The sequence below is a fragment of the Halospeciosus flavus genome, assembly GCF_029814175.1.
Classification (GTDB): Archaea; Halobacteriota; Halobacteria; order Halobacteriales; family Halobacteriaceae; genus Halospeciosus; species Halospeciosus flavus.
Genome location: NZ_CP122312.1, coordinates 1,066,401 through 1,085,535, shown reverse-complemented (window position 1 = coordinate 1,085,535; position 19,135 = coordinate 1,066,401). Strand labels below are relative to the sequence as shown.

The following is a 19,135-nucleotide window of genomic DNA, read 5'->3' as shown; positions in this document are numbered from 1 at the left end:
TAGATCCCCGTCCGGTCAGTCGCCGGATGTTGCTAGTCATTTGCGGCCTCGAAGAGTTCGGGGCTGTACTCGATTTCGAAGAGGCGGGCAGAACACGCCCCACAGGTGGCTGCGACGACGTCGACGGATCGACAGCACGACTCGACGGTCCGCGTCCCGAGAGTGACTTGCCCGTCACAGGCGGGACAGACCTCTAGACAGACCCGGAGGGCAGCGAGGAGTTCCCCCTGTTGGACGAGTGGGATTTGGGCCCACTCCGGGTACCGTTCGGCAAGGAGCGCTTCGGCAGTCACGTCGGCGTTGAACGCGGCCGCAGACTCCCACTGGCCGAGCCACTGGTCTTCGAGGTAGACAGTGCAGGCATCGTTGCCGTGATAGCGGACGTCCAGTTGCTCGACGTCGACGTCGAGGAGGGTAGCCAGGTCGTCCAGCTGTGGGACGTAGACGTCACGGGCAGTCATACGCTCAAACCACGCGGCAGCGAACTCGGGGTCGAGTTGAACGTCGCCATCCGGATTATCGACGAGCAGTCCGAACTCGTCAAGCGTCGCGGTGATGTCGAAGTCCTCGTCGACGTTGGGTTGCGGATGACTTGCCTCGAACCACCGGAGGACCGAATCGGGGAGGTAGCGCTTCGTCAGTGTGGGCGTCCCGGGAACGAGGTAGCCACGCACGTATATCGCCGCGACCGCGATGAGGAAGACGCCAACGCCGGCTGACAGCGAGCCAGCGACAGCGATGGCACCCGCGAGGCCGAGTGCGATCATGAGGTTCACGACAGTACACGGAACACACCGATTCGAGCCGGTGTACTCGGGCCGTCGGAGGTCATCAACGATGTCGGTGAGGATGGTGGTAAGGTGCATGGTTACGGAAGGAGGCGGCGCCGGAGACTCCAGTGATCGGTCCACAGTTGGTAGGCGCTCATCACGGCGAACACACCGAGGAAGATCGTCGCCCAGGCAAGGGGCGAGATCAGCGACACAATCGGGAAGACGAGCAGCGATCCCAGAACGACGAGGAAGCCGACCGTCCCGAGGTACTGGTAGAACTCGCCCCACGTGATGCCGTAGCGGGTGACGAGCTCGAGGTACATCGTGACGCCGCGCGCACGGTCAAGGACACGGACCTGATTCGTCTCCGTATCGAACTCGATGACGCCGGCGTCGACGAGCGACGGGAGGTGGTTCTGGCGAAGTGAGACGTACACGGCGGTTCGGACGGAATCCGGCGGCGCTGACGAACCGAACTCCGCCGCCGCGACGACGTCCGCGATTTCACGAACCGTCGCGTGCTCGCGTTCGACGAGGTACTCAAGCGATCGGCGACGGCGCTCGTTGCTCAATAGCCGAAATGCGTCCCCCTCCGGAATGTGTGGTCGCTGGAAGTGCATGTCCCCCTCTACTCATCCGAACGACACCTGCAGTCGTAGGTATGGTCTAGCTAGCTACCGATAGGTAGTCCATAGCCGTCCGAATGGGCCACGATAGGGGCGCCCTAGACTGGCCGAGCCGGAGGATAGGCCCACCATATGGGTCGCTAAGCCCGACCTTTCGCGGTCCTGAGGGTGACCTTTCGTTACATTAGGGTCGGTCACGGATCGTGTCAGCCAGACCATAGCTACGACCCATCCGGATAATGGGTGAGGTATCCCACTGCCCGCCGCGGGTGGGCCGGGACCAACAAACCATGACCGACGACAAACAACTCTACAACCTCTCGCGACGCAAGCTGCTGGGCGGCCTCGGCGCCGTCGGCCTCGCCTCCGCGGGTGCCGGGCTCGGGACGACTGCCTACTTCAACGACACCGAATCGTTCGACAACAACACGCTCGAGGCTGGCCAGCTCGACCTCCAGCTCGAGTGGTCCGGTCAGTACAACGCCGCCGGCGTGGGTGGCGACTCGGCTGCTGACGATTCCGGGCTCTACCAGGGCCACATGAACGTCGAGCAGAACGGCGACTCCGGATTCTTCGTCCTCCTCGACGACGTCAAGCCCGGCGACAAGGGTGTCGTCGAGATCTGCCTCGCGTCCGTGGACAACCCTGCGTACGTCTGGATGAAGACGAACCACCACGACGACGCTGAGAACGGCTACCCTGAACCCGAACCCACGACCAACGCGACCGGTGATTATGACGATCCCGGAAACGCGAGTGGGGCCGGTGAACTCGACGACGAACTGCAGGTGTACGTCTCCTACAGTGATGGATCCTACAACGATGGAGGGTCGTTTGCCGCTGATGCTGGGAATGCCGTCTCCTACGCGGGTAGTACTTCACGAGGCGACGTCGCAATGGGCGACGCTGAGACCGTCTTCGGGACCGACCTCGCGAGTGGTGTCGCCCTCGACAGCGACCCGTCGACCAGCATGACCGATCCCTTCGCCGCGACCGCAGTCGGTTCTGATGGGCACGCGACGCCGTGTATCGCTATCGAGTTCGAGCTGCCGACCACGGTCGGCAACAACGTCCAGACGGACTCGTTCATGTTCGACGTCGAGTTCACGGCCATCCAGGCGCGCCACAACGACGGCACTGCTAACCCGTACAACACGACGTCGCCATCGCCCTAGATCCGTCCCTGGAGCCACGCGACTGACCCTCGATACCCGGACGCCAACACGCGTCCGATTGCGTCTGCTGTCCGGCCCGGACCGGTGTTCCGCGGCGTGACGGTTCGACTCCGTCACCGGGCCTTCCCCTCTGGGGGATGAACACAATGAGCGACAAACAACTCTACAACCTCTCACGGCGCAAGCTGCTCGGCGGCCTCGGTGCCGTCGGCCTTGCCTCCGCAGGGGCCGGACTCGGGACGAGCGCATACTTCAACGACACAGAGTCGTTCCAGAACAACACACTCCAGGCCGGCGAACTCGACCTGAAGCTCGACTACAAGGCCACCTACGCGGGTGGACCGGGTCGCCTTGAAGATATTCAGGCGATGGGCTACCCTGACGCAGCAGACCTCGGCGATGGTGTCTACCTCCTCGATCAGGTGCCCACACCCGAACAGGAAGCGCAGTGGGAAGACATCGTCATGGAGGGTGACTACTGCTCGCCAGAGGCCGACGACATTCTCGTGAATGGGAGCGAAGTCCCCATCTTCACGCTTACTGACGTGAAGCCCGGTGATTCCGGTGAGACGACGATCAGCCTCCACATCTGTGACAACCCTGCCTGGGTCTCGATGACGGGTGGTCTCACCGCGAACGACGAGAACGGACAGAGCGAACCCGAGATGGGTGTCGACGAGAGTGGTGGCACCCCTGGCGCAGGAATGGGCGAGCTCGCGGACGAGATGAACGTCACTGTCTGGTACGACGAGGACTGTGACAACGTCTACGAACCAACAGGAACCGGGCAGCAACAGGAACTGGAAGTCGCCCTCGTGAGCGACGTTTCCGGATCCATGGGTGGGTCGAACCTGAGTGCACTGAAGTCGGCGGCGACGGGATTCGTCGACAACCTTTCCAGTCCGGATGAGGCAGCCGCGATTTCCTTCTCTAGTAGCGCATCCGTTGACCAGGAACTCACGACAGACTACCAGGCTGTCAAGGACGCAATCGATGCGTACACTGCCGGTGGTGGGACCGCCATCAACACGGGTATCGATGCCGCCGCGGACGAGCTCATGAATGGAGCAAACGCGACTGCCGGGGCCTCCAAAGTCATGATTCTCCTCAGCGACGGTCAATCCAGCGCAACGAGCGCCACCACTGCGGCCGACGCCGCGAAGGCGCAGGGCATCCGCATCTTCACGATTGCCCTTGGGACGGGAGCAGACGTCTCCCTCCTAGAGGACATCGCCTCTTCACCTGACGATGCCTTCGTCGCACCCGATCCCGCTGACCTCGACCTCATCTACGGCGAAATCGCACAAGTCGTGCTCGCCGGCGAGACCATCATCGCGCAGGGCTCGCTAGCCGATGTCATGGCTTTGCTCGCGGAAGGTATCGAACTCGATGGCAACCGCAGTGAGGAAGACCGCCAGCCATATCCGGGGAACGTAACCCAGTGTGTCGGCTTCGAGTGGGAACTCCCCACTGACGTTGGAAACGAAGTCCAGACCGACGGCGCCGAATTCGATGTCGGATTCACCGCCGAACAGTCCCGCCACAACGCTCCGAGTCCCCCAACGAACAACACGACTACGACGACGAACTGAGTCGATTCTCAGCTTCGTTACCGACCCGTGCCGGTGCACTTCGACGGTTCGACTCCGTCGACGGGTCCTCCCGCAAGGGAACCACAAACCATGACCGATGACAAGAACCTCTACAACCTCTCGCGGCGCCGACTCCTCGGTGGGCTCGGTGCCGTCGGCCTCGCCTCTGCGGGAGCGGGCTTAGGGACGAGTGCATACTTCAACGATACCGAATCGTTCGACAACAACACTCTGACCGCGGGTGCACTTGACCTCAAGGTCGACTGGCAACAGGAGTACTACGGTCCCAGCGAGTCTTGGATGCCGGTCAACGCATACCCCGATACGGACGGGGATGCCGTGCAAGATTTCATCCGCACGCGGACGGAGATCGCCGACGACGAGTACGGCGAGACCGACCTCTCGAAACTCTCCGAAAGCGAGCGACAGACAGTCGAAGACATGTTCCGCGACCAGTTCGCGGACCTGCCGGACGACGTCGAGATGCCGGTTATCGAACTCGATGACGTCAAGCCCGGCGACAAGGGTGAGATCACGATCAGCATGCACCTCTTCGACAATCCGGGCTACCTCTGGTTCGGAGGATCGCTCCAAGACGACCTCGACAACGGCATCAACGAGCCCGAAGCAGAGGCTGAAAACGTCACCGTAAGCGACGAGATGGGCGCGCCTGATAGTGGCGAACTCGCCGAAGCCATCCAGGCGAAGGTCTGGTACGACGACGACTGTGACAACAGACACGACACTGGGCCAGCCTGTGTCCAACTCGTCGTCGACAACACTGATTCGATGGGGAACAACGAAGCCGATGATTCCGAACCCGTCGCCTACAAGGACGACCTCCTCGTCGCTGCCCTCGAGAATCTGGTTCACGACCTCGACACGGACGACGACGGCGTCCTCAACCAGACCTCGGTGGGGCTGACGCTCTTCGAGAGCATTGCGGATACGCGATTCACACCGACCGACGACGAGACGGCAGTCGTCAATGGGCTTGGCGACATCCTCGACCAAGACCTCCTCACCGGCGGTGGCGCAGACGTCGCCGAGGCAATCAACGCCGGCGCAACTGCACTCGAAGAATGCCCCGAGGATAGTCAACATGTTCTCGTGTTGATCACGAACGGCGTCAACATCACCGAGTCGCAGTTCCTCTCGGTGGCGACGAGTAACCTGACTGTCAACGGTGGCTCGGTCGACAAGTACGTCGTCATCGGCTTGGAGTCCTACGCTTCGGAGTCCATCCTCTCGGCTATCGAGGGCCTCCAAGGCGACCACGAGTTCATCTTCGTCGACGACATCGACGACGAAATCGAGTACGCCATCACTGGGTCCGGGAGTGTATCCGGCCCGAATCCGGACAGCACACTCGCCGCCGAGATTCAGGATATCGGTGGCGGTGAGACCATCATCGCAGAAGGGTCGCTCCGTGATGTGTTGAGTGAGTCGGGGATCGGCGGCCCAAGTGGTGTCCTCCTCGACGCCAACCGGTCCTCGGACGCGATCGACTGCTACCCCAACTCGACGACGCAGTGTCTCGCGATGCTCTGGTGGCTTCCCGAAGACGTCGGCAACGAGGCCCAGACGGACCGTGTGGTCTTCGATCTGAACCTCTACAGCGAACAGTGCCGTCACAATCCGAACCCGGCCGAGAAGACGCCGTTCGCCTGATCGACTCCACGACCAAACAGCCCAGCGATCGGCAATCGGCCGCCGATCCCCACCTGTGACCCGCGCCGGCGCGACGCACCCTGGCTCCCACCCCTGTGTGTTGGATGGTTCGACTCCATCCGCGGGTCTTCCCCTCGGGGACGACCATGACGCACCAACGATACCCCCTCTCGCGGCGCAAGTTACTCGGTGGCCTCGGCGCTGTCGGCCTCGCGTCGGCGGGCGCTGGCCTCGGGACGAGTGCCTACTTCAACGATACCGAGTCCTTCGACAACAACTCCATCCAGGCCGGAGAGCTTGATCTCCGACTCGACTGGCGTGGCCAGTACAACGACCGCGATATTCTCGGACTCGACCCTGACGATATCGTCTCCGACGGTGTCGGCCTCTATCAGCGTCACGAGGGGGTCGCTGACGGAACGGCGTCGATCATTATGGCTCTCGACGACCTCGCACCTGGAGACAAAGCACTCGTCGAGATCGGGTTCGTCCTCGACAACAACCCATCGCGACTCTGGATGCGGAGTGTGCTCCGCGACGACCTGGAGAACGGCTATACTGAGCCTGAAGAGCAAATCGACACCTCACCGGGACCTGCGACAGACGCCAACTTCACCGGTCGCGGTCTCGACGGCGATTTCCTCGACGAAGGGCTTCCCGATGGGCGAGGCGAACTCGGGAGCGAACTCGAAGTCCATATCTCTCACAGCGATGGTGCGTATAGCGCCACGTACGACCTCAATAGCGGGCCAGCCCCGGACATCGACGTGTCGGGAGTCGGTTTTCTCGGAAGTCGTGGCGATGTGGCGTTCGGAAGCGCAGCCAAAGCCCTCGGCATCGACCTCGCGGGAGGTGTCCCACTCTTTCGTGATCCAAACACGTTCGACGACGTCTTCGAGGCCGCGCCAACGACACCGGGACCGAACAACGCCCGCCTCGCCTTCGAGTTCGAACTCCCGACCTCGATCGAGAACAACGTTCAGACGGACTCCCTCGTCTTCGAAATCGATTTCGCGGCCGGACAGTCGCGTCACGACGAGGTGAACGCGAATCCGTTCTGATTCGCTCTAGGCGGGATCGACAGCAGTGCCACCCCCGTGGTACCTGTCGACAGCGACCCGATTCACGCTGGTGCAAAACGGCGGTTCGATTCCGTCGGTGAATCATCCCCAGAAGGGGACCATCATGACCACCAACGATCGCTACCACGCACTGACCCGCCGCCAAATCCTCGGTGGGCTCGGCGCCGTCGGCCTCGCCTCCGCGGGAGCAGGCCTCGGGACGAGTGCATACTTCAACGACACCGAATCGTTCGACAACAACACCCTACAGGCAGGGGAACTCGACCTCAAACTCGACTACCGAGCGACCTACGCCGGTGGCCCGGGACGGCTGAGCGATATCCAGTCGACCTACCCGGATGCCGAAGAGCTCTCGACAGGTACCTACCTCCTCGGAGAGGCACCCAACGACTGGGGCGCCGTCGAGCGCGACGAGATTACGTGTGAGACCGACGGCCTCGTGAACGGCGAGGCGATTCCGGTCTTCGACCTCGACGACGTCAAGCCAGGCGACTCCGGAGAGGTGACGACGAGTCTCCATCTCTGTGGGAACCCCTCCTACATCCGGATGAAAGCCTGCGTCACCGAAGATGAGAACGGCGTCAACGAACCCGAGAGCGACGTCGATACCTCTCCCGAGATGGCTGAACTCGCGAACCTCCTCGACGTCCGCGTCTGGCGCGACCCGGACTGTGACAACCTCTACGACGAAGGAGAGCACGTCATCTACGAGGGAACGCTCGCGGGCCTCTCGGAGTTTGCCTGTGCGGGTGTGCCACTCGTCTCGGAGACGGGAGGCAGTGGAGAAGCCTGTACGAAACTCGGCCGACTCGAAGACCTCGAAGGAGAGCAGTTCCAGACGGTTGAACTCGCAGATGGCTCGGATGGGACTGCTAACGGAGACATCTACACCTTTGACGACGGAACGGGAGTCGAGCCCCAACTCCAACTCTCGAACTTCCAAGAGGAGGATGGCGAGGTCGTGGGCTTCGACGTCGAAGTCCTCACTGATGGCGTCGGGATCTGCAAAGCCCTCGTCAAATCGGGTTCCGCGACGGAGGAATACATCTTCGGCGAGTGTGTCGACACGACGACACTCCTCGGACCGATCAGCGGACGGCCAAACCGCGTTCGCCAAGAAGTGAGCCACGTCGAATTCTGGACCTGCGAAACCGTCGAAGAGACGCACTGCTTCCAGCCGGGGACGCACTGTGTCGGGTTCGAGTGGGCATTGCCGGCCAGCGTCGGCAACGAAGTCCAGACCGATATCGCGAGCTTTGACCTGACGTTCGAAGCCGAACAGTGCCGGCACAACGAGAACCCTGCTGCAGAGTGAGCCCGTGACAGCAGTCCCTCGAGAACCGAGTTCGAACACGGGGTCCAGGCCGGTGCGACGCGGTCAGGTGGCCTTCCCCAGCCACCGCGCGTTCGGTGGTTCGACTCCGCCGGTGGATCATCGTCTGTACGTGCCACGAGGACTGGTACGGACTCCCTATCCAGAAGATAGGGAGCGAGTACCGATACTGCAGTCTCACGTACGAACGACCAACCGAGCTGCAGACACACGACCATCGACATCACCGAGACCGAAATGACGAATCCAGACAACACGGGCGATCGAGACCGGCCGACGATCACTCGCCGCCGACTCCTCGCCGCCGCCGGGGCCGCCGGAGTTCTCGGCAGTGGCGCGAGCTATGCGTCGGCTGGGACGGCTCCCGCATATACACACTACACCTACGCCCAGACGACGGCCGGCAGCGAACGCCTCGTTCGTGTCGCCTGGTACGAGACGTACAATGGCCAACGCATCGACCGCTCGAACGAGGCGTTAGCCCTCGGGAATCAATCGACGTGGAACCAAACTGCTGCAGCCGGCGACTTCGTCGACGACCCACCCCAGCCACTCATCGACCTTGGGAATGTGTTACCCGGCGACCACGGATCGGTCGTTGTCGGTCTCCACGGTAATGCCGCGCCCGCAGCCGTATGGCTCCAACTCATGGCCACACAGTCGAATGAAAACGGCCGCAATGAACCGGAACAAACGGCAGGCGATACGACTCCGGATATCGGCGAACTCGTAGATGCACTGCAGATTCGTATCTGGTACGATAGCGGCGTCGCCGGACTCGGTGCCTGTAACGGTCGCCGTGACCTCGATGTCGGTGTCGATCTACTCGACGAACCGCTTCTCGTCGAGGGATCGCTCCGAACTGTCGGCGAAGCGCTCGCGAATGGTGTCCCACTCGCAACATCGGGCACGGAAAGTGAACGGGACTGTCTCGGACAGGACCCGCTCTGTCTCGGTCTCGAGTGGTCGCTCGATGCAGACGTCGATAACACGATTCAGAGTGACAGCGTTGCCTTCGACCTCTCCTTCGCGGCTGCCACGTGTGAATTCGACGCCAATCCATTCGGCGGTGAGCAAACATGAGCGATCGCCGTCTCAGCCGACGACAAATCATCGCCGGGCTGTCGGCAGTCGGTCTCGCGGGTGGATTCAGCAGCGCCGCGCTGGGCCGTGGCACGCTTAGCTACCTTCGTGATACCGAAGTGCTGGACTCCACTCTCCGAGGCGGTGAGTTCGACCTCGTCGTCGAGTGGGACCACCACGGCAAAACGGGCGTCGCCGACGGGACGACCGTCACACTCCCACTTGGGACACTCGATGCAGATACGCGTGAAGATGCGGCGACGATGACCGTCTCCCTCCCGACACCGGACGCGAACCCGGCAGTCGTCTGGGTCCGGGCAGACTGCCCAGTCCCGGAGCGCTCGCTGCTCGCCGAGCAGCTCTCGATGACCCTGTTGGTCGGGGATTGCTCCTCCGAGCCGACGGTCCTAACCAGTGGGTCGGTCCGCGAGGTTGCCGAGACACTCCGGAACGGAATCAACCTCACTGCAGCCCTCGAGGAGGACTGTCTCGATCCAGGCGAAACGGTCTGTCTGTACGCGTCATGGACACTCGACGATGCGTATGCTGGCTCCGAGTCGATTACGTGGCCACTCACGTTCGGCGCCGTCCAGTGTCGACACGACGACGGAACCTCGCCGTTCCCGACTGTCGAGACAGGCGGCTGTGCCGGCCCCGCCCCGTGTGAGTGCTGTACTCCGATCGGCAAACTCGACGTCGACCCACGGGAGAGCAATGTACCCAGTGAAAACTACCTCCCGCCTGGCCGCTACGCCTTCAACGAGGGCAGTGCGGACTACGAACTCGTCGTTACCGAGAGCGTCGAGAAAGACGACGGCGAGACTGTCGGCGTTGCCTTCACACTCGATCCAGTCGGTGACACACCGGCGCCTCGCCTCTGTCGCGTCGAGCTCGTTGGCTCGACGGCACGTGCAACCTACGAAGTCCTCAAGCTTGGCGCACCGGATGCGTCGACGCCGGGCGTCCTGTTTGCCCCACTAAAACAGGGTGTCGAGGAGGCCGACAGCCTCGACGACTATCTCGGCATCAGCCACATCACGGTCTCGATCTGCCAACAGCAATCGGCGGACGGGAGCTGTGCCGAGCCTCCAGACTGGTACCACACCGAGTAACGATCGCACCGTACCGCATCCAACTACACCCACGACCACCACCAACACATGAGACCGAAATCCACTGTCAGCCGATTCGACCGCCGAACACTCACGAACGTCGTGGGCCTCCTCGTCGTGTGTGCGCTCGTCCTCCCGTTCGTCGTCTACGCCGTCCCCGCGACGGTCGGCGCACAGCAGAGCTACGTCGTCTTAAGTGGGAGTATGGAACCCGCGATCAGCGTTGGTGACGTCGTCCTCGTAAGCGAGGTGACCGATCCAGCAGCACTCGCAGTCGGCGACGTCATCACGTTCAGCCGCGGCGGTGACGTGCCGATTACTCACCGCATCACCGATATCGTCCAGACTGAGAACGGCCTCGTCTTCGAGACGAAAGGCGACGCCAACGAAGACGCCGATCCGGGGACGGTCGCCTCAAGCCAGGTCATCGGTCTCGTCGTGTTCACGATCCCCTTTATCGGATACGTCGTCGAATTCGTCGGCACGACGACGGGCTTTCTCATCCTCGTCGTCGCTCCGTTCGCACTCCTGGCCGTCCTCGAGCTTCGGGACTGGGTCGCGACCAGACGCGACGGCGGCGACGATCATGACCACGACCAGCCCGGTAACGGTGCAGTTGATTCAACGATAACCGAAGCCCAAGACGATGCCACGCCTGGAGACAGTGTCCCCGACGATACACTCGCCTTCACTGGCGCGGACCTCACTCTCGGAAGTATCGCGTTCGGTCTCTTCGCCATCTACGCCGGCTACATCGCGTACCTCGTTCGCACCACGTGGGCATTTACTGTCGTCGCGGCTGCAGTGGGACTCTTCGTCCTCCTCACCGCGGTCAAGTTCCAGTCGTTTGGAACGGTCGAGACGACCGTCTCGACAGATGGTGGCATCGAGCCCGCCCACGTGATCGACGGAGAGTGGCACGTCACCGGCGGTCGCCCCATCGTCTCCGTCGCCTCCCAGTCGGCACTCCACACGATGGCTGCCACGGACGATCGCTGGGTCGTCCGCGACGACGACGTCGAGTACCTCTTCGACGATGCAGTCGTCTTCTGTGCCGACGTCGAGTACGACGAGGCCGAGAGAACGGCAAACACAGCGGCAGAGACCGACTCGGAGGCGAGCCCTGATGCGGAATAACTCCGCTTCGGTCGTCGTCGTCCTCTGCGTACTCGTCGTCGCGAGTATCGGTGGTGGCGTCACGATGGCTGTCCTCCAAGACCAGGAAACAGTCGAGTTCGGACTAGGCGCGGATATCCCAGCCACTCCGTCCGACGTCCAGACGATTCAACAGCCGAGTAGTGATCACAGCCTGCTGGTGTCGGCAATGGCCGACAACGAGTCGACCAACGACACTGTGACCACCAGTGACGCCACGAATGAGTCGGTGAATACGACGGACACGGACGATTCGACCAACGTCACCACGAGCCCGGACACCAACGAAACGTCCGAGCCCACCGGAAACGAGTCCACCCAGAATACGACCAGTAGTCCTGACGGCAACGAGACGACACCCACGGCCAACTCGACGAACAACACATCCACGACAGATTCGACGAATAGCACAACGACCACAACCGACGATACGACGACTACAGCCGACCCCACGAACAGTACGACTACCATGACCGACGAGTCGAACAATACGACGACGGCCGACTCTACGAATAGCACGACTACCACAACCGACTCTACGAACAGCACAACGACCGAAACAGATAGTACAACTACGACAGACAGCCAGACGACGACCGATACAACAAGTTAGCAGATTCGTACGGCCGAAATCTTGGCCGTCTTTACTCCTCGTCGACGTCGAGTTCGAACTGCTTGTTTTCGGAGGGTGCGTTCAACACGACACTCGTCGTCGATTCCTTGATGTCGGCGTCGGCGAGCACCTCTTTGATCAGTCCGTTCATGTCGTCGGTATCTTGGAACTTCCCGACGGCGATGATGTCGAACTCACCGGTGACCTCGTAGACCGAAACCATCTGATCGAGATCACGAAGCCGCTCAGTGACCTCGTTAAGTGCCGGTCCTTCGACCTTCAACTGGAGAATCGCCGTTACACCGTATCCGAGCTTCCCGTAATCAACGATTGGGGAATACCCCTCAATGACACCTTCCTCTTCGAGTTCTTTCAGATGATTCGAGACGGTCGTTACAGAGACATCGAGCTCCTCAGCGAGACTTCGCAGGCTCGACCGACCATTTCCCAAGAGCGCGTTGATGAGTTCGTGGTCAAGATTTTCGTAGGCCATTTGTTTCCCAATATACGTTTTAGGTTGAGAATATAAATATTGCTGGTCTACTTTGGAGGATGAGTACACGAGTGTCCAGCCAGGTTAGTCGTCAATGTCGAGTAGTGGCCCTTCCAAGGGCGAAACCACTCACACTGTCTTTGGCGCCCAAAAATCACGGGGGTGCACGGGGGGTGCACGGAAACGGGTCACACTCCATGGCAATCGGACAGTGTTTCGCAGTCTCCACCCCGTGCATCTAGTAAAGAAGTACTGAGGTGACATAAATTCCTGGATATGTAGACTCTCTATTATTTCCACGAGCCAGATATTGAGTTCCTGTATGTCGTCCGAAATTGACTGCATCCGTGGTCTAGGTTGCGTCTTGAGAGCGTGTCATAGAAAGCGTCACGTACGAAGCAGCAGGGTGCGGAAAGTGTGTCCAGCACAACCGCAACCCTGCAAGACATAGCTTCGGTAGACGACTTCTTGAATGTCGCGGCTACCGAGACGGTACCGCTGTTTGAGCATCTTGAGTTCGAGTTTCTACTGGAATACGACGTGTTCGCCCCCGGCGAGCGGGGGCGAACACGAGTTCACCAGCCACCAGACCTCTTCCGTAGCTTTCTACACTGCTACTACAAGGACATCTACGGCACACGTCCGGTCACGCGAGAACTCCAGCACGGGCTTGTCTGGTACTATTGCGGACTCGACAAACCGCCATCCAGAGACACAATTGACCGCTTTCTCACCGATCTCGAACACGTTATCGACGACGTCTTCGACAGACTCGTCGAGCAGGCCGCCCGTCGCGGCCTGCTCGACTCCACGTACTCCATCGATTCGACTCACATCGAGGCGATTCAATACAACGACGCTGCCTCGTGGAACTACGATCCAACAGCCGACGAGTACTACTACGGCTTCGGCTGTACGATCGTCTCAACCGGTGCAAAAATCCCGATAGCAGCGGAGTTCACACAAGCCAAACAAGCGGATCAGGAGACGGCGATGCGCGTCACGCGTGACGCGCTCGCCGTCAAAGAACCCACGTGGATGCTCGGAGACAGCGCCTACGACATCCTCGACTGGCACGACCTCCTGCTGTCCGCAGGAGTCGTGCCAGTCGCCCCGTACAATCCGCGAAACACTGACGACCCGAAAGACATCAAGTACAGGGTCGAAGATCGTATCACCGAACACAGCAAGAACGTTCAGCTGAAGCAATCCATCTTAGACGAGACGTACAATCACCGGACAGGAGTTGAACGGACTAACGACGCAGTCAAGGACTGCGGCCTCGGGCACGTCCGCGCCCGAGGCCGCGTCCACGCACGAACAGAAGTGTTGGTTGCGCTCTGCCTACGGCTCGTCATTGCAATCACCAACTACGAACGAGGAAACGATCCGGGGTGTGAGAAGCTACGAGAATGATTCTATGACACGCTCTCTTGATCCAACTCGAGTACACCCGTGACCGCGGGCGAAATGTCCTCGAGAAATCCCTGCAGATTCGACGCACTTCGTGAGTCGACACCCACGATGAGCCCCGACTCGGTTTCTTGGAAGTGGAGCAACAGCCACTTGCTGTACAAGTGAAGTGTACACTGGTACTCGCCGAGCGCGACTGACTGCATGCCGCCTCGATGTGCGCCCTCGTCACGAAGATTTGCTACAAGGGCCTCCGAGTCAGCTGGCGGCCCACCTGTGAGTGCTGCAAACTGATCCTCAATGTCTGGATTCAGATGGAGGAGGCGTGTCTCAGGCCCATCGTAGGCCACTGCCAGATGGAAGTAGTCGCCGAGCTCCGCTTGGAAGCGCTGAACGAACTTCTACATCGGAGCATTGAGCGCTATCGCTGCCGGGTGGCAGGTCGCCCGAGTGAATCCACTTGAGCATCTCGGAGATTGAATCTCTCGGGACTAGCACTTGGACGGTATCCCCAAGCCCCGAGACACTGGCCACTGATCCGGGACAAAATTGATACCCATTCCCGTGGTTGGGACCACCATGGTCCCCGAACCAAACACCTCCACCGGTAGCGACTCCGAACGCGGCTGCCCCAAGTGTGGCCACGACGGCACCGAAGTCGGGAAGATCTCGACGACGGGCGGCGGCCTCTCGAAGATGTTTGACGTCCAGACGAACAGCTTCAAAGTCGTCTCCTGTACAAATTGTGGGTATTCCGAGCTCTACCGAGACACGACGTCCGGGTCGAGCGATATCGTCGACATCTTCCTGGGCTGATGGCCGGCGAGGGACTCGTCGTCCTCTTCGTCCTCTTGGGGCTCGTCGGGCCACTCGTCCTCTATCTCCTCGTTCGGTCCGAACACGACCAACGCGAGGAGATGGACCGCGAATCGGCCGAACGCGCCGCCCGTCGCGATACAGAGGAGCAGGAGTGATCGGTACCACGAGCACTCCATCTCGACGAGACCAGCACCTCTATCTCCCGAAAGCCTTTGACACTTGGTAGCAGAGACAACTACGATGCCCTCCACACTGACACGACGGCGAACAGTCGCCGCTCTCGGTGCAGTCTCGACTGGCCTCCTCGGTGGCTGTCTCGATTCGTCGGACAACGACCCGGACGAGTCGGCACCGACACTCCACCTCACGCTCGCCTCAATCGGTGAATCCCTCCGCGAGCAATATGTCGTCGACCTCGAAGCGTCCCGACCACCGTGGGACGAAGACGCCTTTCGCGCCGCCCTGAACGACTCGTCGTTCTCGACACAGGGCCACCCACCGTTCCCGCAGAGCCACGCGAGCGACCCAGCGTACGTACAGCACAACGGCACGTACTACCACCTCGACGATGTCGTCGTCGACCAAGAGCGGGCCACACATCCAGTTCTCCGACTCTACACGGTCGAGGGACAGGAGACACCCGACCACGTCGCACACTCTGACCTCCCCCGAATCGACCAGCGTGCAGTCCAAGTCGCATACATGGCCGCTCGTGCCCGCGGCAATCGCGGCGGCGTCCCGTGGGGACTCGTCCAGCGCGGCGGATACGTCTACCGGCAAGACGAGGCACGGGAAGCGAGTTCGATACTCGACGATTCTGGCCCGTCCCACGTCAGCTACCGAGATACCGTCTACCGCGTCGAGGTCGCGACGGAGACCTTCCACGAGACAGTCTATCGGCCAGACGTTGAGCCAGTCACCGAATCCGATGCCCGGCTCGAACGAATTCTCGAAGCTCAACTCGTCGACGCGCGTCTCGACCCGAACTCACTCTCACAGGCAGAGCGACGAATCGTCCAGCAGGCACAGCACGACGGCTACACGGCCACTCACCCATTCCCCAAGGAACTCGATTCGTTGCTCAGAAAGCTCGACGAGCGAGCCTACATCGACGGCAACATCTCCAAAGACGCACTCGTCGACGCTGACGACCGGAACGTCCTGAAGTACGGTCGCGAATACTTCGACTATCGCCTTCGTTTGGTGTCCGGCGACGACGCGAACTGACGGCCATCGAGTTCGGGCACGGAAACGAGCAAATTGCGGCGGGCTCGACGGCTGGCCGAACCCTTAAATGGGCGACTATCGTTCTGTGTATTAACGACTGACTGAACGGTCAGTCAACTTCACGCATGTCTGCCAGAGACGCTTCTTCGATACCGCACGCATCGATCGAGGTGATTCAGTAGTGGGCCTCCTCGACACCGACCGGCGAATTCTCGCACTCGCATTCGCGCGAATGGCCGACGCGGCGGGGAACTCCTTCCTCATCGTCGTCCTCCCGCTCTACATCACGAGCGGCGTCGTCACCGGCGGGACCTACGGCCTCGCTCCCGCATTGATCACGGGGATCATCCTCTCCGCATTCGGCTTCTTCAACAGCGCCCTCCAGCCGTTCGCCGGCAACCTCTCGGACCGAACGGGGCGGCGCCGAATCTTCGTCATCGTGGGCCTCCTCATTCTTGGAGTCGCGAACTTCATTTATACGCTCGTCGGGAGCTACAACGCTGTCTTCCTCGTCCGTATCATGCAGGGGATCGGCGTCGCACTCACCGTCCCTGCGACGATTGCACTCGTCAACGAACTCTCGACGGCCGCCAGCCGCGGTGGCTCGATGGGAGTCTTCAACACTTTCCGGATGGTCGGCTTCGGACTCGGCCCGGTCGTCGCAGGTGGTGTCGTCAGCGGCGGCCCCTACCACCTCTTCGGAGTAGACATGACCGGCTTCGAGGCAGCATTCTATATCGCGACCCTCAGCGCGTTCGTCGGCATGGCACTCGTCTACCTCCTCGTCGAAGACCCGGAGGTCGAGGACCTCGACGCGGAGGCCGGCGAGAGCTTCAGTATCGCCGTCTTCGACCGCGAGCGCGAGGACAAACTCCTCGACCCCGTCTTCACGCTGGGTCTCGCCTCGCTGTTTATGGCCATCGGCATCGCCCTCCTCTCGCCACTCGAACACCTCATCAACACGACGCTTGGACAGACCGCGACGATGTTCGGCATCGAGTTCTCAGCGTTCGTCCTCGCACAGGTGCTCTTCCAGGCGCCAATCGGGTCGTGGAGCGACACCTACGGCCGTAGGCCGTTCATCCTCGCCGGGTTGCTCCTCCTCGTGCCCACGACACTCGTCCAAGGCTTCGTCACCACACCGGCAGGCATGATCGTCGCCCGCTTCATCCAGGGCGTTGCCGGTGCCGCCGTGTTCGCACCCGCGATGGCCCTCGCCGGCGACATCGCACATGGTCGGAGTTCCGGGACGACTCTCTCCATCCTCACGATGTCGTTCGGTCTCGGGACCGCTATCGGCCCCTTGTCCGCAGGATATCTCGCCGGCGTCCCCATCCCGTTCGGGACCTCGTACGCGACGCCGTTCGTCTTCGGCGCAGTGCTCGCCTTCCTCGGCTTCCTCCTCGTCTACTCGCAGGTCGACGAGACGGTCGACACGGGCGGCGGGTCCTCACACGCCGGCGCCGAACCGTCAACTGCAGACTGAGGGACTGCTCACGCTTCGTTTTTGGGAGCGAACTAGCTGTCCTCCAGCCACGCCCATGCCTCGTCGAGGTCCTCTTCCTCGAAGTACTGGAGGTCGATGTCCGTGAGTCGGTCTTCGAGTTCCGTCACCCACTCGACGAGTTTGCTGTCGCCCACGATGGCGTACCGGTCGATGTCGTCGCCGTGTTCGAGCCAGAAGCCGATGTCCTCGTCAAGCGCGTCGAGGTCGGGCGACGGGAACGACGGCACGTGGACGAGTATCCGCACCGATCCCTCCTCAATGATGACCTCTTCGAGGTCGAGGAGGATCTCTTCGAGTTCCTCTTCGGTGAGTTCGTCCCGGACCTCATACCCGACGACGCGCCCCTCGCTGCGGTCGAGTTTCTCGTACATTGTCTAGGGACCCACGCGGCTGTCGCAAAGAGTTTCGGGCAGGAACCTATCTCTCGAAGACTCGGAGACAGGAATATCGGGGAATCGCTTTTCTTCTCGTCCGCCGTCGAGACACCCATGGCCAGCGAGAAACGCACCGAGACGGTGTACTGCCGCGAGTGTGGGGCGGAGATTCGTCGCGCCGCCGAAATCTGTCCCGAATGCGGCGTCCGACAGCGCCCACCACCGTCCACAGCCACCGAGAGTCTCTTCGACGGTCGAAACCCGCTCGTCGCCGCCATCCTCTCGGCCATCTTTCCGGGGCTTGGACACATCTACGCGCGAGAGGTGGAAATGGGACTCTTCTTCGCCGTCTCGTTTCTGCTCGCCGTCCTCTCGCTGTTCGTCTTCGTTGGCGTCGTCCTCGTGCCAGCCATCTGGCTCTACGCACTTTACGACGCTGCGAAGACAGCCGAACGACGCGATCGAGAGCTCTCGCGGCCACCAGTCGTCGAATAGGTCTGATACACTCGACCTGAATGTCGGCCGATTCTCGTCCTGTCCCCCTGCCGAACAACTATCGTGTCGGAGACTGCACATCCCGCATGGTCTCTGCCCTCCAAGACGTCGTCCTCGGCGACCGCTACGAACGGAATATCGACTTGCTCGCCGCTGCGGTCGTCTTCGTCGGGACGTTCGTCGCGTACGCAACTGGCATGTTCGCCGTCGACGGCGGTCTCGTCTTCCTCCCCGTGGATGCAACAGTCGTCGGTCTCGTCGTCGCCGCGGGCATCGGCTACCGACAGAGTGCACTCCTCGGCGCCTGGGTCACGCTATTCGTCGCCTACTTCGCGTTCTTCGCGGAGTGGGCGTTTCTCAGCCTGCCGGGACGTCCACTCACCGACAAACTCGCGTTTCTCTTCGAGCCGACGAGCCTCGGCCTCGCCGCGGTGGCGTCGGTCGTCCTCGGGACGACTGCATTCGCGGTCGGACATTTCTTCAGAAAGGTCGTTGAGTACGTCCGAGGGGCCCAGTAGGCAGTTCACCATCGTAGTTCTCGATTGCTCGTCGGCGCGCAGGCGTCAACCGAAAACACTCTTGCCATCACCCG

General features: G+C 61.2%; 20 protein-coding genes. 15 read left to right on the top strand and 5 right to left on the bottom strand.

Features of this window, described 5'->3' with window-relative positions; translation table 11 throughout:
- Positions 1-32 precede the first annotated feature (32 nt).
- Both P0Y33_RS05700 and P0Y33_RS05695 read right to left on the bottom strand, forming a co-directional pair.
- Positions 33-866, bottom strand: a complete 834-nt coding sequence (locus P0Y33_RS05700) for a hypothetical protein (RefSeq protein WP_279529584.1) — start codon at positions 864-866, stop codon at positions 33-35.
- A 2-nt stretch (positions 867-868) separates the two neighbouring features.
- Positions 869-1,345, bottom strand: a complete 477-nt coding sequence (locus P0Y33_RS05695) for a DUF7344 domain-containing protein (protein WP_279529583.1) — start codon at positions 1,343-1,345, stop codon at positions 869-871.
- 344 nt (positions 1,346-1,689) lie between these two features.
- Between P0Y33_RS05695 and P0Y33_RS05690 the strand changes: the two genes are divergently transcribed.
- The 8 genes from P0Y33_RS05690 (at position 1,690) to P0Y33_RS05655 (ending at position 11,584) form a co-directional block, all read left to right on the top strand.
- Positions 1,690-2,574, top strand: a complete 885-nt coding sequence (locus P0Y33_RS05690; protein WP_279529582.1) for a SipW-dependent-type signal peptide-containing protein — start codon at positions 1,690-1,692, stop codon at positions 2,572-2,574.
- Positions 2,575-2,720: 146 nt separating this feature from the next.
- Positions 2,721-4,166, top strand: a complete 1,446-nt coding sequence (locus P0Y33_RS05685) for a vWA domain-containing protein (RefSeq protein WP_279529581.1) — start codon at positions 2,721-2,723, stop codon at positions 4,164-4,166.
- A gap of 90 nt (positions 4,167-4,256) precedes the next feature.
- Positions 4,257-5,837, top strand: a complete 1,581-nt coding sequence (locus P0Y33_RS05680; RefSeq protein ID WP_279529580.1) for a vWA domain-containing protein — start codon at positions 4,257-4,259, stop codon at positions 5,835-5,837.
- A gap of 146 nt (positions 5,838-5,983) precedes the next feature.
- Positions 5,984-6,898: a SipW-dependent-type signal peptide-containing protein gene (locus P0Y33_RS05675; RefSeq protein ID WP_279529579.1), complete on the top strand. Its 915-nt coding sequence runs from the start codon at positions 5,984-5,986 to the stop codon at positions 6,896-6,898.
- A gap of 124 nt (positions 6,899-7,022) precedes the next feature.
- Positions 7,023-8,234, top strand: coding sequence for a SipW-dependent-type signal peptide-containing protein (locus tag P0Y33_RS05670; protein WP_279529578.1), 1,212 nt, complete (start codon positions 7,023-7,025; stop codon positions 8,232-8,234).
- Between the two features lie 255 nt (positions 8,235-8,489).
- Positions 8,490-9,335 (top strand): hypothetical protein, encoded by an 846-nt coding sequence (locus P0Y33_RS05665; protein ID WP_279529577.1) that lies wholly within the window; start codon positions 8,490-8,492, stop codon positions 9,333-9,335.
- On the top strand, positions 9,332-10,447 hold the full coding sequence (locus P0Y33_RS05660; RefSeq protein WP_279529576.1) for a hypothetical protein: 1,116 nt from the start codon (positions 9,332-9,334) through the stop codon (positions 10,445-10,447). The genes P0Y33_RS05665 and P0Y33_RS05660 overlap by 4 nt, the downstream gene beginning before the upstream one ends.
- A 48-nt stretch (positions 10,448-10,495) precedes the next feature.
- Positions 10,496-11,584 carry a signal peptidase I gene (locus tag P0Y33_RS05655; protein ID WP_279529575.1) on the top strand — a complete coding sequence of 363 codons (1,089 nt, stop codon included), beginning with the start codon at positions 10,496-10,498 and terminating at the stop codon, positions 11,582-11,584.
- Between the two features lie 165 nt (positions 11,585-11,749).
- Here the strand turns inward: P0Y33_RS05655 and P0Y33_RS05650 are convergent, their stop codons facing one another.
- Complete coding sequence (locus P0Y33_RS05650) at positions 11,750-12,151, bottom strand: hypothetical protein (protein WP_279529574.1); 402 nt, start codon at positions 12,149-12,151, stop codon at positions 11,750-11,752.
- A gap of 95 nt (positions 12,152-12,246) precedes the next feature.
- Entirely contained in the window at positions 12,247-12,708 is a 462-nt protein-coding gene (lrp, locus tag P0Y33_RS05645; RefSeq protein WP_279529573.1) for an HTH-type transcriptional regulator Lrp, read from the bottom strand.
- Between the two features lie 417 nt (positions 12,709-13,125).
- Between lrp and P0Y33_RS05640 the strand changes: the two genes are divergently transcribed.
- From P0Y33_RS05640 to P0Y33_RS05620, 5 genes are all read left to right on the top strand, one after another.
- A complete protein-coding gene (locus tag P0Y33_RS05640; protein ID WP_279529572.1) occupies positions 13,126-14,124 on the top strand; it encodes a transposase in 999 nt (332 codons plus the stop codon).
- A gap of 576 nt (positions 14,125-14,700) precedes the next feature.
- Positions 14,701-14,937, top strand: a complete 237-nt coding sequence (locus P0Y33_RS05635; protein WP_279529571.1) for a zinc ribbon domain-containing protein — start codon at positions 14,701-14,703, stop codon at positions 14,935-14,937.
- Entirely contained in the window at positions 14,937-15,095 is a 159-nt protein-coding gene (locus P0Y33_RS05630; protein WP_279529570.1) for a hypothetical protein, read from the top strand. Before P0Y33_RS05635 ends, P0Y33_RS05630 begins: the two co-directional genes overlap by 1 nt.
- Before the next feature lie 85 nt (positions 15,096-15,180).
- A complete protein-coding gene (locus P0Y33_RS05625) occupies positions 15,181-16,167 on the top strand; it encodes a hypothetical protein (protein WP_279529569.1) in 987 nt (328 codons plus the stop codon).
- Between the two features lie 181 nt (positions 16,168-16,348).
- A complete protein-coding gene (locus P0Y33_RS05620) occupies positions 16,349-17,653 on the top strand; it encodes an MFS transporter (RefSeq protein WP_279529568.1) in 1,305 nt (434 codons plus the stop codon).
- A gap of 32 nt (positions 17,654-17,685) precedes the next feature.
- Here the strand turns inward: P0Y33_RS05620 and P0Y33_RS05615 are convergent, their stop codons facing one another.
- Entirely contained in the window at positions 17,686-18,045 is a 360-nt protein-coding gene (locus P0Y33_RS05615; RefSeq protein WP_279529567.1) for a SpoIIAA family protein, read from the bottom strand.
- 117 nt (positions 18,046-18,162) lie between these two features.
- On the opposite strand from P0Y33_RS05615, the gene P0Y33_RS05610 reads away from it, so the two are divergent.
- Together P0Y33_RS05610 and P0Y33_RS05605 are read left to right on the top strand one after the other, a co-directional pair.
- The gene (locus tag P0Y33_RS05610; RefSeq protein WP_279529566.1) at positions 18,163-18,543 is read left to right on the top strand and encodes a zinc ribbon domain-containing protein; all 381 of its coding nucleotides are present in this window, start codon (positions 18,163-18,165) and stop codon (positions 18,541-18,543) included.
- An 86-nt stretch (positions 18,544-18,629) separates the two neighbouring features.
- The gene (locus tag P0Y33_RS05605; protein ID WP_279529565.1) at positions 18,630-19,061 is read left to right on the top strand and encodes a hypothetical protein; all 432 of its coding nucleotides are present in this window, start codon (positions 18,630-18,632) and stop codon (positions 19,059-19,061) included.
- Positions 19,062-19,135 lie beyond the last annotated feature (74 nt).

What these genes read in the sequence shown, in the direction of transcription:
- P0Y33_RS05665 (WP_279529577.1), top strand. Translation starts at nt 8,490, where the DNA reads ATGACGAATCCAGACAACACGGGCGATCGAGACCGGCCGACGATCACT.
- P0Y33_RS05635 (WP_279529571.1), top strand. Translation starts at nt 14,701, where the DNA reads ATGGTCCCCGAACCAAACACCTCCACCGGTAGCGACTCCGAACGCGGC.
- lrp (WP_279529573.1), bottom strand. Translation starts at nt 12,708, where the DNA reads ATGGCCTACGAAAATCTTGACCACGAACTCATCAACGCGCTCTTGGGA.
- P0Y33_RS05625 (WP_279529569.1), top strand. Translation starts at nt 15,181, where the DNA reads ATGCCCTCCACACTGACACGACGGCGAACAGTCGCCGCTCTCGGTGCA.
- P0Y33_RS05675 (WP_279529579.1), top strand. Translation starts at nt 5,984, where the DNA reads ATGACGCACCAACGATACCCCCTCTCGCGGCGCAAGTTACTCGGTGGC.
- P0Y33_RS05655 (WP_279529575.1), top strand. Translation starts at nt 10,496, where the DNA reads ATGAGACCGAAATCCACTGTCAGCCGATTCGACCGCCGAACACTCACG.
- P0Y33_RS05605 (WP_279529565.1), top strand. Translation starts at nt 18,630, where the DNA reads ATGGTCTCTGCCCTCCAAGACGTCGTCCTCGGCGACCGCTACGAACGG.
- P0Y33_RS05700 (WP_279529584.1), bottom strand. Translation starts at nt 866, where the DNA reads ATGCACCTTACCACCATCCTCACCGACATCGTTGATGACCTCCGACGG.
- P0Y33_RS05690 (WP_279529582.1), top strand. Translation starts at nt 1,690, where the DNA reads ATGACCGACGACAAACAACTCTACAACCTCTCGCGACGCAAGCTGCTG.
- P0Y33_RS05630 (WP_279529570.1), top strand. Translation starts at nt 14,937, where the DNA reads ATGGCCGGCGAGGGACTCGTCGTCCTCTTCGTCCTCTTGGGGCTCGTC.
- P0Y33_RS05610 (WP_279529566.1), top strand. Translation starts at nt 18,163, where the DNA reads ATGGCCAGCGAGAAACGCACCGAGACGGTGTACTGCCGCGAGTGTGGG.
- P0Y33_RS05660 (WP_279529576.1), top strand. Translation starts at nt 9,332, where the DNA reads ATGAGCGATCGCCGTCTCAGCCGACGACAAATCATCGCCGGGCTGTCG.
- P0Y33_RS05615 (WP_279529567.1), bottom strand. Translation starts at nt 18,045, where the DNA reads ATGTACGAGAAACTCGACCGCAGCGAGGGGCGCGTCGTCGGGTATGAG.
- P0Y33_RS05685 (WP_279529581.1), top strand. Translation starts at nt 2,721, where the DNA reads ATGAGCGACAAACAACTCTACAACCTCTCACGGCGCAAGCTGCTCGGC.
- P0Y33_RS05670 (WP_279529578.1), top strand. Translation starts at nt 7,023, where the DNA reads ATGACCACCAACGATCGCTACCACGCACTGACCCGCCGCCAAATCCTC.
- P0Y33_RS05680 (WP_279529580.1), top strand. Translation starts at nt 4,257, where the DNA reads ATGACCGATGACAAGAACCTCTACAACCTCTCGCGGCGCCGACTCCTC.